Origin of the sequence: Rhizobium sp. 'Codium 1' (genome assembly GCF_020889605.1) — a bacterium.
GTDB classification, from domain to species: Bacteria; Pseudomonadota; Alphaproteobacteria; order Rhizobiales; family Rhizobiaceae; genus Allorhizobium; species Allorhizobium algae.
On sequence record NZ_JAJGPW010000002.1, the window covers coordinates 838060 to 851842 of the forward strand.

General features: G+C 61.6%; 12 protein-coding genes. 6 read left to right on the top strand and 6 right to left on the bottom strand.

Going from position 1 to position 13783, the window contains the following annotated elements; genetic code table 11:
- Positions 1 to 20: 20 nt before the first annotated feature.
- A complete protein-coding gene (locus LJE98_RS09120; RefSeq protein ID WP_229574841.1) occupies positions 21 to 2153 on the bottom strand; it encodes a TonB-dependent siderophore receptor in 2133 nt (710 codons plus the stop codon).
- 316 nt (positions 2154 to 2469) lie between these two features.
- Between LJE98_RS09120 and LJE98_RS09125 the strand changes: the two genes are divergently transcribed.
- Genes LJE98_RS09125 through LJE98_RS09145 form a run of 5 tightly spaced genes read left to right on the top strand, consistent with a single transcriptional unit; the run spans position 2470 to position 7436 of the window.
- The gene (locus LJE98_RS09125; RefSeq protein WP_229574842.1) at positions 2470 to 3465 is read left to right on the top strand and encodes an iron-siderophore ABC transporter substrate-binding protein; all 996 of its coding nucleotides are present in this window, start codon (positions 2470 to 2472) and stop codon (positions 3463 to 3465) included.
- Positions 3462 to 4505 carry a FecCD family ABC transporter permease gene (locus LJE98_RS09130; RefSeq protein ID WP_420710116.1) on the top strand — a complete coding sequence of 348 codons (1044 nt, stop codon included), beginning with the start codon at positions 3462 to 3464 and terminating at the stop codon, positions 4503 to 4505. The genes LJE98_RS09125 and LJE98_RS09130 overlap by 4 nt, the downstream gene beginning before the upstream one ends.
- 32 nt (positions 4506 to 4537) lie before the next feature.
- Complete coding sequence (locus LJE98_RS09135; protein WP_229574967.1) at positions 4538 to 5551, top strand: FecCD family ABC transporter permease; 1014 nt, start codon at positions 4538 to 4540, stop codon at positions 5549 to 5551.
- Positions 5548 to 6378, top strand: a complete 831-nt coding sequence (locus tag LJE98_RS09140) for an ABC transporter ATP-binding protein (protein ID WP_229574843.1) — start codon at positions 5548 to 5550, stop codon at positions 6376 to 6378. Before LJE98_RS09135 ends, LJE98_RS09140 begins: the two co-directional genes overlap by 4 nt.
- On the top strand, positions 6375 to 7436 hold the full coding sequence (locus LJE98_RS09145) for a DUF2218 domain-containing protein (protein ID WP_229574844.1): 1062 nt from the start codon (positions 6375 to 6377) through the stop codon (positions 7434 to 7436). Before LJE98_RS09140 ends, LJE98_RS09145 begins: the two co-directional genes overlap by 4 nt.
- A 115-nt stretch (positions 7437 to 7551) precedes the next feature.
- Here the strand turns inward: LJE98_RS09145 and LJE98_RS09150 are convergent, their stop codons facing one another.
- The 4 genes from LJE98_RS09150 to LJE98_RS09165 form a co-directional block, all read right to left on the bottom strand.
- The gene (locus LJE98_RS09150) at positions 7552 to 7983 is read right to left on the bottom strand and encodes a GlcG/HbpS family heme-binding protein (protein WP_229574845.1); all 432 of its coding nucleotides are present in this window, start codon (positions 7981 to 7983) and stop codon (positions 7552 to 7554) included.
- Between the two features lie 79 nt (positions 7984 to 8062).
- Complete coding sequence (locus LJE98_RS09155; RefSeq protein WP_229574846.1) at positions 8063 to 9151, bottom strand: substrate-binding domain-containing protein; 1089 nt, start codon at positions 9149 to 9151, stop codon at positions 8063 to 8065.
- A 28-nt stretch (positions 9152 to 9179) separates the two neighbouring features.
- Positions 9180 to 10202: an ABC transporter permease gene (locus LJE98_RS09160; RefSeq protein WP_229574847.1), complete on the bottom strand. Its 1023-nt coding sequence runs from the start codon at positions 10200 to 10202 to the stop codon at positions 9180 to 9182.
- Between the two features lie 8 nt (positions 10203 to 10210).
- Positions 10211 to 11704: a sugar ABC transporter ATP-binding protein gene (locus tag LJE98_RS09165; RefSeq protein ID WP_229574848.1), complete on the bottom strand. Its 1494-nt coding sequence runs from the start codon at positions 11702 to 11704 to the stop codon at positions 10211 to 10213.
- 147 nt (positions 11705 to 11851) lie between these two features.
- Here LJE98_RS09165 and LJE98_RS09170 point away from each other — a divergent pair, with 147 nt between their 5' ends.
- Entirely contained in the window at positions 11852 to 12847 is a 996-nt protein-coding gene (locus LJE98_RS09170) for a LacI family DNA-binding transcriptional regulator (RefSeq protein ID WP_229574850.1), read from the top strand.
- Between the two features lie 14 nt (positions 12848 to 12861).
- Here the strand turns inward: LJE98_RS09170 and LJE98_RS09175 are convergent, their stop codons facing one another.
- Positions 12862 to 13752, bottom strand: a complete 891-nt coding sequence (locus LJE98_RS09175) for an SMP-30/gluconolactonase/LRE family protein (protein ID WP_229574851.1) — start codon at positions 13750 to 13752, stop codon at positions 12862 to 12864.
- Between the last annotated feature and the right edge of the window lie 31 nt (positions 13753 to 13783).

Sequence of the window (13783 nt, forward strand, 5' to 3'; positions counted from 1 at the left end):
AATGACGAGGCCCGTTCAACTTACCAGGTCTGGCGGATGGTCGCGTAGATGGTGCGTCCCGGATTGTAGTAGAGTGCTCCACCATCATTGTTGGCGACATGCTTCTCGTCGAACACGTTGCTGACGTTCAGCTGGAAGTTCGTGTTCTCCTTGATCGCGTAGGAGAAGGATGCATCGAAGATGACCGCACCTTCCGACTTCCGCGTGTTCGCGTTGTCGAAATAGTAGGATCCGGTGAACCGGGCGCCGGCCCCGAACGTCATGTCACCTCGATCACCCTCTCCTGCAAGGGTATAGGTCCCCCAGAGCGACGCCATATGCTCCGGCACCTGGGCAAATCGCTTTCCATCATATGTGCCGCCTGCATCGACAATCTGTGAATCGATATAGGAATAGGCTGCGATCAGGCTGACGTTCGAAGTCAACTCGACCTTCGCTTCGAGGTCGAGCCCGCGATGGTGAATTTCCTCGACCGTGTTGGGCAGATAGACGGGCGCCTCGTAAGTGGTGATGTTCTCCAGCGTCAGGTCGTAGATCGACGCGGTGATTATCGCAGGGAATGCATCCGGACGATACTTGATCCCGGCCTCGTACTGCTTCCCGTATGTCGGCTCATTTCCGGTGCTCGGTGGCGCAACGGATTCGGCATAGCTGACATAGGTTGCGAGCTCCTCGGTGATCTTGTAGCTGAGCCCGACACGCTTGCTCAACTCGCTGTAGTCACCACTGGATGTCGTGTTCGTCAGGAGATTTCTGTCGTCGAGCTTGAGCCAGTCATTGCGCAAACCGACACTGGCGGTCACACGGTCGAAGAAGATGAGGTCCTGCTGCAGGTATACGGCTCGGGTCGCCTGATCCTGCTGCGAATTGCTATAGGGTGACAAGGCTCCCGGGCCGCCCGAATAGACGGGATTTGCCCAATCGATCTGCGGAGCGGCGGTATAGTAGTTGGCCCCGGTCGAATCGAGATTGCTATAGTCGATGCCGACGAGCGTGCGGCTTTCGACCTGATCGAATTGCGCCTCGTAGAGAAGATGAGCATCGGCGACAAACTGCTCGGTGGAGCGCTCGCTGCCGAAGTAATTGCGGTTCGCCAGGGTATCGGCGAGACTGCCAGCCCCCGATGCATCCCAGATATAGGCATAGCCGAAACCGGTTTTGGACTTGCTGTAGCGAGCATTCGAGCCGAGAGACAGGCCATTGCCGAAATCGTGCTCAAACAGGAAGTTATAGGTGTTGCGATTGGTTGAATTGTAGTTGTAGTCCGGTTCGCCGAAGAAGCGATCTCGGTCGAAATCGGTGTATAGCGGGTGACCGCCGCCACTGGGCGTGCCATCGCGGCCCAGGTGATCGAAGACGAATGTCAAGGCAGTCATGTCCGTCGGACGCCAGGTCACCCCGGCCTGAATGAAGTTCTCGTCATTCTCTGAAAAGTCGAACTCGCCGTCGGCACGCTGGACCTTGCCTGTCAGACGATAGGAGAGCGTATCTTCCTCGGTGACATTATCACCAAAGTCAAAGCCCGCTTCCTTATGCGCGAAGGAGCCGGTAGTGCCATAAACTTCCCCGAAACGCTCGCTACGCGGGGTCTTCGTGACATAGTTGATCGCTCCACCCGGATCGGAAACGCCGTACCCGGTAGAATTCGCGCCCTTGAGGACATCCAGTCGCTCGAATGCGTAGGGTTCTTCCCTGACACCGGTCCAGGTTCTTCCGACCATGAGGCCATCGCGATAGGTGAAGGGTGTGAAACCGCGGATCTTGACGTAGTCGAAACGGTCGTCCGAGCCGTAATAGTCGGTCGTCACGCCCGCCGTGTACTGCACCACTTTCTCGACCGAATCTGCGGCGCGCTGCTCGATTTCCTTCGACGTAATGACCGAAACGGTCGCCGGTGTCGTCAGGATGTCACCCGGCATTTTGCCGACGGCACTCGATCGATTGGCAACCACCGTCTTCGAATCCGCGTCGCCCTGGCCGGCGCCCTCTACCGTGATGGTCTGCAGCACGGTGGAATCGCCATCGGCTTCAGCATCTTGCGCCCCGGCAATTGCTGGCATCAAGGCAATGAAAGCTGTGCAACCGAGAAGAACGGCAGTGCGCTGGCGGATGGAAGCTCGGCTCGTGCCTCGGGAAGAAATGACTCTGATCATGATGTTTCCAGAATTTGACGTTCAGACATTCCGTCTCGACGAACCCCAGGGATCATCGTCGGGAGCCAACCGACATGCAGTGTCAATTTGCAGTCTCCTTTGGCCATGTCCGCAAGCCCGGCTAGACGCAGATTGAACCCTCATTCGGTCCAATGGCCATTAACTGGATAATTTTAATCCAGTATTGTAGAATCCCCTTTTTTGTAAATTCCTCCGGAAAATCAAGAGGCGCCTCACCTCCAGGGTCCAAAAAGCTTGACCCCACATCGTGAAGCTGAGAGGGACACTCAACTTAAACAAGGGATGATTGTGACCCATGCGGATCAACTTGCATCATCTGGCGCTCATCACCGCCCTGCTCTGCCTGCCCTGGACCATCTCGGTGCGAGCTGCCGACCAGGCAGGCTTTCCGCTCGAGATCTCGCATGCGCTCGGAAATACCACCATTGCCACAAGGCCGAACCGCGTGGCGACAATCGCCTGGGCCAATCATGAAGTGCCTCTCGCTCTGGGCATTGTCCCCGTCGGCATGGCCGCTGCAAATTTCGGCGATGACGATGGCGATGGCTTGCTGCCCTGGGTGGCTGAGCGTCTGAAGGAACTTGATGCCCAAGCCCCGCAGCTCTTCGATGAGGGCGATGGCATCGATTTCGAAGCTGTCGCCGGCACCCGGCCTGACGTCATTCTGGCCGCTTATTCGGGGCTCAGCCAATCCGACTACGACACATTGAGCCAGATCGCCCCCGTCATTGCCTATCCACAGGCGCCCTGGTCGACGGACTGGCGCGAGATGATCCGCTTCGACAGCGCCGGTCTCGGCCTCGCCAAAGAAGGCGATATGCTGATTGCAGACATCGAGCGGAAGATTGCCATGGAGGTGGCGAAATATCCGGAACTGAGGGGCAAGACGGCCATGTTCGTCACCCATCTCGACGCCAGTGATCTGAGCATCGTGAATTTCTACACGACGCAGGACACGCGCGTCCGCTTCTTTGGGGATCTCGGTCTCTCTCCGCCGAAAAGCGTGGTCCAGGCATCCTCCACCGGCAGCTTTGCCGGCTCGATCAGTGCCGAACAGATCGACCTCTTCGACGACGTCGACATCCTCGTGACCTATGGCGATCGTGGATTGATCGAGGCCATGAAAGCCAATCCCCTGCTCGCCCACATGCCGGCCGTCAAGCACGATGCCATCGTCATGCTGGGCCGCGACCCTGTCGGCACCGCCGCCAATCCCACGCCCCTCTCGATCACCTGGGTACTGCCCGCGTATGTCGCCATGCTGGCGGAAGCGGCCAGAAAGACGGAATGACGGCACCTGCGAGACATCAGGCGCCCCGGCAATCGCCCGGTCGCGTGGCAGACACCGGCCGGTTGATCTGGCTCGGTGCAGTCGTCGCGATGGGCATCGTGGTCGCGATCCTGTCGCTTATGATCGGCACGCGCGATGTCCCGGTGGCCGATGTTCTGGCCGCAATCGCGGGCGACATCTCGACACTTGATCGCGCGGCAGTGGCGACCCGAATTCCACGGACCATCCTCGCCGTGATGGCCGGCGCGGCCCTTGGCCTCGCGGGAGCGGTCATGCAGGGCGTCACGCGCAATCCACTTGCCGATCCCGGCATTCTCGGCATCAATATTGGCGCCTCGCTTGCTATTGTGGTCGGCGTCGCATGGTTCGGCATGAGTTCCGCCCTCACCTTCATCTGGGTCGCGATCACAGGCGCTGCGGCCACTGCGATATTCGTCTATGTCATCGGCTCGATGGGGCGCGGTGGTGCGACGCCGCTGAAACTCGCACTGTCGGGCACCGCGACGTCGATTGCCTTTTCATCGCTGGTCATCGCCGTCGTCCTTCCCCGGGCAGACATTGCCGGCGGCATTCGGTCCTGGCAGATCGGGGGCGTTGGCGGCGCCACGTTCGAGCGCATGGAACCCGTCTATGCCTTCCTCCTGATCGGTTTCATCCTCTGCCTCCTCTCCGCAAGACGGCTCAATGCGCTGGCCCTCGGCGACGAACTCGCAGCCGGCCTCGGGGAACGCATAGCGCTTGCAAGGGGATTGGCGACGCTTGGTGCCGTAATGCTCTGCGGCGCGACGACAGCCGTCTGCGGTCCCATCAGCTTTGTCGGCCTCGTCGTTCCCCACGCCTGCCGGCTTCTGGTCGGCGTGGATCACCGCTGGCTGTTGCCGTTTTCGGCCCTTGGGGGCGCCATTCTGCTGACCACGAGCGATATTCTGGGACGCCTCGCGGCACGTCCGTCCGAGCTGGAAGTCGGCGTCGTCACCGCCCTGATCGGCGCGCCCTTCTTCATCTTCATCGTTCGCCGACAGAAGGTAAGAGACCTGTGAACGACCTCCGGATCCCTCCGCTGACGGCTGCGATGATTGCATCGAGCCGAGGCCGTCAATCCCGACGTTGCCATACACTGCTGGCACTCATGCTCGTTCTGCTGGCGCTCGGATTTCTGCTGACGTTGATGGCAGGCCAGACCTTCACGCCCCTCGACGAGGTCATTCGCGTGCTGACAGGTGAGAGTGTTCCCGGAGCCGATTTCACTGTCGGCCAGTTGCGTCTGCCACGGGCTGTCCTCGCGATCGGCGCTGGCATCAGCTTTGGGCTGGGCGGCGCAGCCTTCCAGACCATGCTGCGCAACCCGCTCGCCAGCCCCGACATTATCGGCATTACGTCGGGAGCCAGTGCCGCGGCAGTCTTCGCCATCGTGACACTATCGCTGAGCGGCCCGGCCGTCTCCGTGCTCGCGGTGGGCGCCGGCCTGGCGGTCGCGCTTGTGGTCTATGGACTCTCGGCCAAAAACGGCGTGGCCGGCGCGCGCCTCATCCTCGTCGGGATTGGCGTTTCAGCCATGCTGGAAAGCATGATTGCCTATACGCTTTCCCGCGCACCCGCCTTCACCCTCCAGGAAGCCATGCGCTGGCTGACCGGTAGCCTCAATGGGGCAAAGCTCGAGCAGAGCGTCCCGGTGATGGCATCCCTTATTGTCTTCGGTGCGCTCATCCTCTCAAAGGCGCGTGACCTCGAAGCCATGCGAACGGGTGACGAGACGGCGACGGCTCTCGGGGTGGATGTTCCAGCCACGCGTCTGATCGTGATGATATCAGCGGTGGGAGTGATCGCCATGGCCACCGCGGTCACCGGGCCGATCGCCTTCGTTGCGTTTCTCGCGGGCCCGATCGCCACCGGCATGTTCGGGCGGCGCAGTTCCATCCTCCTGCCGGCCGGCCTGGTCGGCGCCTTGCTGGTTCTGATCGGAGACTTCGTCGGCCAGTTTCTGCTTCCTGGCCGCTACCCGGTCGGTGTCGTCACCGGCGCGCTCGGCGCGCCCTATCTCATCACCCTGATAATCCGGAACAACCGCCGTGGAGGCACGCAATGACCGGTTCCCGCCTCGAGGCGCAATCGATTTCGGCCGGCTATGGTGAAAACCGGGTGCTGCAGGACCTGGACCTCGTCATTCCCTCAGGCCGGATCTCCGCGATCGTCGGCGCCAATGCCTGTGGCAAGTCCACTCTGCTCAAGGCCCTGTCGCGGCTGATCAAGCCCCAGAGCGGCGAAGTCCTGCTCGATGGCCGGGCGATCCACCGGCTCCCGACCCGTGAACTGGCCCGGCGGCTCGGCCTGCTTCCGCAGTCCCCCATTGCGCCGGAAGGCATCACGGTCATGGATCTGGTGAGTCGGGGCCGACACCCGCATCACGGTCTTTTTGCCTCATGGACCAAGGTTGACGACAAAGCCATTGCAGACGCGCTGGAGGCCACCCAGACCACAGACCTTGCAGAGCGTCCGGTGGACGAACTGTCCGGCGGCCAGCGGCAGCGGGCATGGATCGCCATGGCACTGGCGCAGGAAACCGAAATCCTGCTGCTCGATGAACCCACGACCTTCCTCGACATCAGCCATCAGATTGACGTGCTCGACCTGCTGACGGATCTCAATCGCTCCCGCGGCACGACCATCGTCATGGTCCTGCACGACCTGAACCTTGCGGCCCGGTACGCGGACCATCTCGTCGCCATGCTCGACGGCAAGCCGTTCCGGACGGGGGACCCTCTGTTCGTGCTGACCGAGGACATGGTGCGCCACGTCTTTGGTCTCGAAAGCAAAATCCTCACCGACCCGACCTCGGACAGACCGATGATGCTTCCCATCGGACGCCACCACATGCAACAGCCCCCCGTTTCCAATCGTCAGGTACGATCATGACCGATTTTCAGCCCTCCCGTCTTTCAGGCATCGCACGCCCCGCCGATGTCAGCGTCATGCTCGACGAGATCTGCGAACATTTCGTCGAGCACTCGGACGTCGTTCAGAAAAACGGCATCGCCACCCTCAAATCGAAGGACTGGACGATCGACATCGCAACCGTGGACCACCATCTGGCAATCGAGATCAGCACCAGTTCCGACGAAGCGCTGGCGACGACCCGCACCATGTTCGCCGAGCACCTCTTCTATTTCGCGGGCGAGGATCCTTTCTCGCTCGAATGGTCCAAGCCCGCGCCGAAGGTGAGGCCACCCGGTTTCGTCGAGGCAACGGTCGTGTCAGCGCATGACGTGACCCCTCGCATGCGACGCGTCACCCTGTCTCTTGCGGATGTGTCGCCTTTCATCGGCGGCAATATGCATGTCCGGTTGCTGGTGCCGCCAAGGGGCCGTGCGCCGGTCTGGCCGAACCTCCAGGAGAATGGCCGGATAGGCTGGCCCGAGGGCGAGGACGAATTGGTCGTCAGGCTCTACACGATCCGCTCCGTCGACCCGCAAGCAAACCATGTCTGCATCGACATCCTGCAGCATCCGGCCGAAGGCATAACCACGCCCGGCGCGGACTTTGCACGCGATGCAATGCCCGGCGAGCAGATAGCGATCATGGGCCCTGGCGGCGGCGGTTTGCCGGAAGCGCAGGACATCATCTTCGCCGGGGACGAAAGCGCGCTTCCCGCCATCCTGCGCATGGTCGAGGAAGCGCCGCCAGGGGTGACGATGAAAGCGATCATCGAAGTCGAGAATGCCGGCGAGGAGCAACCAATGTTTGGTCCGGGTCTCGTGGAGGTCGTGTGGCTCCACCGATCATCCTATGCCCCTCATGGCAGCAACCGTCTGGTGGACCGGGTGAAGGCCGCGATCGATACCGTAGACGAAAACACCTTTGTCTGGTTCGCGGCTGAGAAAGCGGACACTCGCACGATCAAGCGTCACCTGGCTGACCGAAAGCGAGATCGACGGCGGCAATACGTTGCCTGGTACTGGGAAAGGGATGCCTGACGGCAGAAGTGCGCCCACCGCACGTCAAACGACCAACTTCCGGCATCCTGATGCTCGCTAAGGCGCATCCCCCATGTGGCCAAGTCCTGATCAACAGGTTCGCCAAAAATTGTCTTCAGTTGCTGGAAACGGGATCCGCGCCGATGGCATCGAGGGCTGCGCGCGCGACCTCCTCATCCTGGTCGCCGCTGCCGGAACCGATCCCGACACCACCGACAAGAACTCCGCCAAAGCGGATCGGCAGGCCGCCCTTGAGCCCTGTCACTTCGCCTTGGGTTGCACCTGAAATGAGCACGCGCGCATGTTCAGGAATGGCGGTCGACGGCGCATTGATGGACGCGGCCGTTCGGGCCTTGGCCAGCGCACTTTTCAGCGACAGAAAACGGGCACCCTTCATGCGGAAGGACCCGAGCACGACACCGCTCTGATCGACAATGACGATGCATTGCGGCTGCCCTATCCTGGAGGCCGTGTCGATCGCGGCCTGCAGCATGACGAGCACGCCCTTGTCCGTGAGTAGCGCCGAAGGCTCGAAGAAGCTGCTCATGCATCTGTTTCCCTGATCAGATTTTCAACTGGTCGCGGCCGGCACGGAGGAGCTTGTGCCGGCCGCGAAGAGCAAATTCTTATTTGCCCCAGATCTTGGCATACTGATCACGGTAACCGTTACCGGGATCGAAGATGTTCTTGTCACCACCGTCGGAGCTGATGTTCGCCTTGGTGACGACATGCAGCGGCGAGGTGTAACCCGACCACTCTACCTTGCTGACGGCGCGGTTCAACTCGTCGATCAACTGCCAGCCCTGCAGGTTGAGAGGCTCGGCGACCGTCACGGCCTGATATTGGTCGGACCGGATACGCTGATAGGCGGACTCCGACCCGTCACCGGCAGCGACAGCCTTCGGCGCGCCATCACCGGGAATGCCGGCCGCAGCCAGGCTCGGCCCCATGAAGTCGAAGTAGATGTCGTTGATCGCGAGCGCATGCGTCCAGCCGGCACCATACTTCTGCAGAAGCGAAGTGGTCAGCGTCGGCATGCGGTTGGACGTGTCGGCAATCGGCGTATCGACATATTCGAGCACGGTGCCGCCGAGCTTCTCGATTGTCTCCTTGATCTTGTCGGCCTTGGCGATGGCGATCGCATAGGTCGAGTCGGTGAAGATCACGACACCCGGCTTGCCGCCCGCATCCGCAAAGGCCCATTTTCCGGCGGCGGCCGAGACTTCCATGGCGTCGGTGGAGACATTGGCGAAGAGGCAGTTGGCCGGATCCGGGCCGATGACCGGACCGGCATGCCAGCTCACCATCGGGATGCCCGCATCGCAGGCCTGCTTGAGGGCTGCCTGCTGTTCGACCGCGTCAAAGCCGTTGATGATGATACCATCGGGTTTCAGGGCAAGCGCCTGGCCGAAGGCCCCGGCACGGCTCTGGACGGATCCTGCGCCATCGAGAACGGTCACATCCCAACCGATCTTGGCAGCAGCCTCCTCGATGCCATTGGTAACGCCGAGAATGCCGCCATTCTTCATGTCGGCAGCGAGCACGACGACCTTCTTGGCCGAGGCAGCGGTCGGGCCGCTGGTCGGACCATCCCAGGCGGTCTTTTCGCCGGCATATTTCTGGACCTCTGCCATCGCGTCCGAAATCGCGTCGGCATGGGCAGGCATGGCGGCCGTCAGCGCCAGAATTGAAACGGCTAGGGCACTCTTCAGCATGGTTTCCTCCCAAAGTAGCTGAATGCAGTTATTTCGACTTCGCGCCTTTCTTTCTTTGCGCGTAACCGGCGATCCCGATGGCGATCAAAAGGGTTGTGCCGTTGAACAGCGGCTCCACCCAGAAGCTCCCGCCAAACTGCTGGATGCCGGAAATACCGACGGCGAGGATCATGACGCCGACGATGGTGCCCCAGACATTGACCCGTCCGGGTTTAATGGTGGTGGAGCCGAGGAAGGCGCCGACAAGTGCCGGCAGCAGGAATTCAAGACCGACCGAGGCCTGTCCTATTCTGAGCTTCGAGGCGAGCAACACCCCTGCGAGAGCGGTCATCAGACCTGATATGACAAAGGCGCCGATGACGAATTTGCGCGTCGGAATGCCGTTGAGCTCGGCCGCCCGCTGGTTGGCACCGATTGCATAGAGATAGCGGCCGACCGGCGTGTATTCGAGCGCGATCCAGAGCACGAAGGTGATGATCAGGACGTAGATTGCGGTGATCGGTAGGCCGAACACGAAGGTGCCGTTGATCGCGTAAAAGGCATCCGGCAGGGCGCCGACCATCTGGCGGCCACCAGTATGCCAGAGCGCGACGGCATAAAGAACCGTCCCGGTCCCGAGCGTCGCGATGAAGCTGTCGATCCGTGCGACTTCCACCAGCAAGCCATTGAGTGCGCCGATCAGCACGCCGAGCACGAGCACGATGGCCACCGCGACCGGCCACGGAAATCCGTACAGCGTCTGCAGGCTGATCGCCAGGATATGCCAGAGAACGATGCCGTATCCGACTGTGAGATCGATGCGTCCGGCGACCATGGGGATCATGGCCGCGAGCGACAGAAGCGCGATGATCGCCTTGTCGGAAAGGATGGCCCTGACATTCAGCATGGTCGGGAAGGTTGTCGGCAACAGGATCGAGAACAGCAGGATCAGGCCGAACATCAGAATAACGAGCCCATAGGTGGGCGCGAGGCGCACGAGCTTGCGGCCGGGCGAAAGGCCCCGCAATTCGTCCTTTGTGGGTTCGACGGCGTTGGATTGGATACCGGGCATGGCGGTCCTCAGGCGGCTTCACCGGCCGATGCGGCCTGGATCAGGGATTCGGTTGACAATTCGACGCCACTCAGTTCGGCCACGGGCAGGCCACGACTGAAGACGATCGCGCGATGGCAGATATTGGCGGTCTCCTCGAAATCGGTGGACACCACGAGGACGCCCATGCCGCTTGCGAGAGCCTGGTAGAGAAGGTGGTAGATTTCAGCCTTGGCTCCCACGTCGACGCCGGCGGTCGGGTCTTCCGCGATCAGCAGGCGACGCTCGGAATCGAGCCAGCGCCCCACCACGACCTTTTGCTGATTGCCGCCCGAAAGCGCCTCGATCGCAAGTGTCGGGTCATTCGGCGACAGTCCCACGCGACGACCGAGCTCTTCAGCGAGAGCGTCTTCTGCCTTGGGTGACAAGAGGCTCAGCAGCCGCCGGCCGGTGGCGGACGGGTTGAGAAACGCATTCTCCCGGATGGTGAGCCCCGGCGCGACACTCTCGGCGACGCGATCGCGCGCGACGAGACCGATCCCGGAGCGCATGGCAGCGCCCGCGTCTTTCAGGTCAGGTGCGACACCGTTCAGCGTGATCTTTCCCGCATGCGGGATGAGGCCGAAGAGGGCCCGACCAACGTCCTCGTGACCGGCGCCGCGAAGTCCCGCAAGACCGAGAAGTTCCCCACGCCTTATCTCGAAGCTGACAGGACCGACGGCATTCGTCGCCAGACCAGAGACTTTCAGGATGGACGGCCCCTCGAGAATGGCGGGCCGGGCAATTTCGCGGGCCTTTCTGCCGACGATGAGCCCAACCAGCTCCTCTGGTGTCGTATGTTCAATGTCGCGCATTCCGACCATCTGGCCATCGCGCAGAACGGCGACCCGGTCGGCGATCCGAAAGATCTCGTCCAGTCTGTGACTGACATAGATCATGCCGACGCCGCGCGCCTTCAGCGGACGCAGGGCCGCGAACAGCCGTTCCACTTCGTCTGCCGGAAGGCTGGCGGTCGGTTCGTCAAGAACGAGGTAATCGCAATCGGCAGCCAATGCCCGGGCGATGGCGACCAGAGACTTCTGTGTTCGGGTCAGACCGGAGACGCGCGCGGTCGCCGAAAAGTCGGCCTCGACAAGCGAAAGCGCCTTGTCAGCCAAAGCTTCCGTCGCAGTCCAGTCGATCCGACGGCCTTTCTTCACGTAGCCGAGCGAAAGCGCGATGTTCTCGGCAACGCTCATCCACTCGATCAGACCAAGGTCCTGGTGGATGAAGGCCACTCTCTGGCCACCGGCCTTGCCGGCCTCGTGCGCATACGGCGTACCGTCGATAAACACGCCGCCCTCGTCGGGGCGGTGAATGCCGCCAAGGACTTTGATCAGCGTCGATTTGCCGGCTCCGTTCTCACCGAGCAGGGCGACGATTTCGCCGCGCTCGACCTTCAGTGAAACACCCTTTAGGGCCTGTGTGCCACCAAAGGATTTCACGATGCGATCGAAGAGCAGGCCGTCTGCGGACGGTTGCATGATGTATCTCCTCCCGAGCCGGATCCAGATCTTGCGTCAGGTTTACCGGTAACGTAACTAACCTATCGCCATCAAATGCCGAGTCAAGAAGAAAGTTATCGATAACATGAATTGCGCCGCTCATCATTTTCCGGCGGAGAAGCTCACGTGAAGGCCAATCTCGAGGATATCGCCCGCGCCGCGGGCGTCTCGAAGATGACGGTCAGCCGCGTGCTCCGCGATGGATCCGGCTTTTCCGATCAGACACGGCAAAAGGTCATGGAGATCGCCGAGCGGCTGGGTTACGTGCCTAACCGATTGGCCGCCGCTTTCGGCTCGGATCAGGCCGAAACGCTCGTCGGCATGTGCGTCCCGCGCCTGACATCCGGCCTGTTCGGCCATGTGCTCGATGGTGTGGACAGGGCCCTGGGCCGCCTCGGCTACCAGTTGATCATTGGTGCCAACGATCACTCGATGTCGGAAGAAGAAGCCTGGATCCGGCAGGTCGTCAGCTGGCGCCCGGCAGGTCTCATTCTCTCGGGTCGCCACCACACGCCGGGGACGATCGAACTCTTGCGCAGCGCGGCCATGCCTGTCGTCGAAATCTGGGATCTGACCACGAGCCCGATCGACATGGCTGTCGGCTTCTCACACGCCGACTGTGGCGCCGAAATGGCCAGGCATCTCTTGGCGCGTGGCCGTCGCAAGGCCGGCTATGTCGGCGCACTCGCCCGCTCCGATGTGATGGGACAGGCACGGTTCGAAGGGTTTCGTGACGCCCTCGCTCGTGCCGGCCATCCGCTGGTGGATGCTGAAATGCTGCACGACGCGCCGGGCTTTTATGCCGGCTACTACGGCCTTGAGACCCTGCTCAGCCGAAAGAACGACTTCGACGTGGTCTATTTCCACAATGACGAAATGGCGATCGGCGGGCTCGCCTTCTGCCAGTCGCGTGGTCTGAGCGTACCCGAGCACATCGGCATTGCCGGCTGGGGCGGCATGGAAGCGGCCTCGATCCTTCAGAAGCGCCTGACCACAACCGTCGTGCCGACGACCGGCATCGGCAAGGCCGCGGCAGAGGCGCTGGTGGCGAAGCTGAAGGGCGAGCCGGTGCAGACCATCACCTTCGTTCCGACGCGGCTCGTCCCGGGCGAAACAGTTTGAGGCAATAGCAGGCTTTACGGTGTCTGGATGCCGCGTCGATTGAGCACGACCGAGTAGAGGCTCGTGGTCGCCGTAATGAACAGGCGATGCTTGGAGCGCCCGCCAAAGCAGATATTCGACACCACTTCCGGAACCAGGATCTTGCCCATGAGATGCCCGTCAGGCGCGATGCAGTGAACGCCGTCGGCTGCAGACGACCACAGGTTACCGTCGCTGTCGACCCGCATGCCATCGGCGCAGCCGGGCGTGACTGCGTGAAAGTGCCGGCCATTCACCGGCCGGCCATCGACCATGTCGAAGACCCGGATATGTTGTGGATCGGAGGAGAACATCCGGCCTGTATCCGCAACATAGAGAAGGCTGCCGTCCGGACTGAAGGCGAGACCGTTCGGCCCCTGCATGTCGGTAATGACGGCCTCGATCCTGCCGTTCGGCGAGACCCGGTAGACCGAGCAGGGCAGTTCCTGCTCCGCCTTGGCCCCCTCGTAATCCGTCATGATCCCGTAGTGCGGATCGCTGAACCAGATCGATCCGTCAGGCGCAACAATGACGTCGTTCGGACTGTTGAGTCGCTTGCCCTTAAAGCTGTCGGCGATAACGGTAAGCGACCCGTCCCATTCCGTGCGGGTCACCCGGCGCGTTCCATGTTCGCAACTGACGAGCCGCCCCTGTAGATCCCGGGTGTGACCGTTGGCGTAGTTCGAAGGCTGGCGATAGGTGGTCACGCCATCCTCGCTCCAGCGAACGACCCGGTTGTTGGGAATGTCGGAGAACAGGAGGCAGCCGGCATCGCCGAACCACACCGGCCCTTCCGTCCAGTCGAACCCCGTCGCCAGCCGCTTTAGCGGTGCATTGCCGAGCACATAGGTCGCAAACACCGGATCGATGACTTCGAAAAACGACATGGATGAAATCCTCCCTGGACGATCCGGGCAC

What these genes read in the sequence shown, in the direction of transcription:
- LJE98_RS09150 (WP_229574845.1), bottom strand. Translation starts at nt 7,983, where the DNA reads ATGAGCAGCTTCTTCGAGCCTTCGGCGCTACTCACGGACAAGGGCGTG.
- LJE98_RS09160 (WP_229574847.1), bottom strand. Translation starts at nt 10,202, where the DNA reads ATGCCCGGTATCCAATCCAACGCCGTCGAACCCACAAAGGACGAATTG.
- LJE98_RS09140 (WP_229574843.1), top strand. Translation starts at nt 5,548, where the DNA reads ATGACCGGTTCCCGCCTCGAGGCGCAATCGATTTCGGCCGGCTATGGT.
- LJE98_RS09135 (WP_229574967.1), top strand. Translation starts at nt 4,538, where the DNA reads ATGATTGCATCGAGCCGAGGCCGTCAATCCCGACGTTGCCATACACTG.
- LJE98_RS09120 (WP_229574841.1), bottom strand. Translation starts at nt 2,153, where the DNA reads ATGATCAGAGTCATTTCTTCCCGAGGCACGAGCCGAGCTTCCATCCGC.
- LJE98_RS09175 (WP_229574851.1), bottom strand. Translation starts at nt 13,752, where the DNA reads ATGTCGTTTTTCGAAGTCATCGATCCGGTGTTTGCGACCTATGTGCTC.
- LJE98_RS09165 (WP_229574848.1), bottom strand. Translation starts at nt 11,704, where the DNA reads ATGCAACCGTCCGCAGACGGCCTGCTCTTCGATCGCATCGTGAAATCC.
- LJE98_RS09145 (WP_229574844.1), top strand. Translation starts at nt 6,375, where the DNA reads ATGACCGATTTTCAGCCCTCCCGTCTTTCAGGCATCGCACGCCCCGCC.
- LJE98_RS09125 (WP_229574842.1), top strand. Translation starts at nt 2,470, where the DNA reads ATGCGGATCAACTTGCATCATCTGGCGCTCATCACCGCCCTGCTCTGC.
- LJE98_RS09130 (WP_420710116.1), top strand. Translation starts at nt 3,462, where the DNA reads ATGACGGCACCTGCGAGACATCAGGCGCCCCGGCAATCGCCCGGTCGC.
- LJE98_RS09155 (WP_229574846.1), bottom strand. Translation starts at nt 9,151, where the DNA reads ATGCTGAAGAGTGCCCTAGCCGTTTCAATTCTGGCGCTGACGGCCGCC.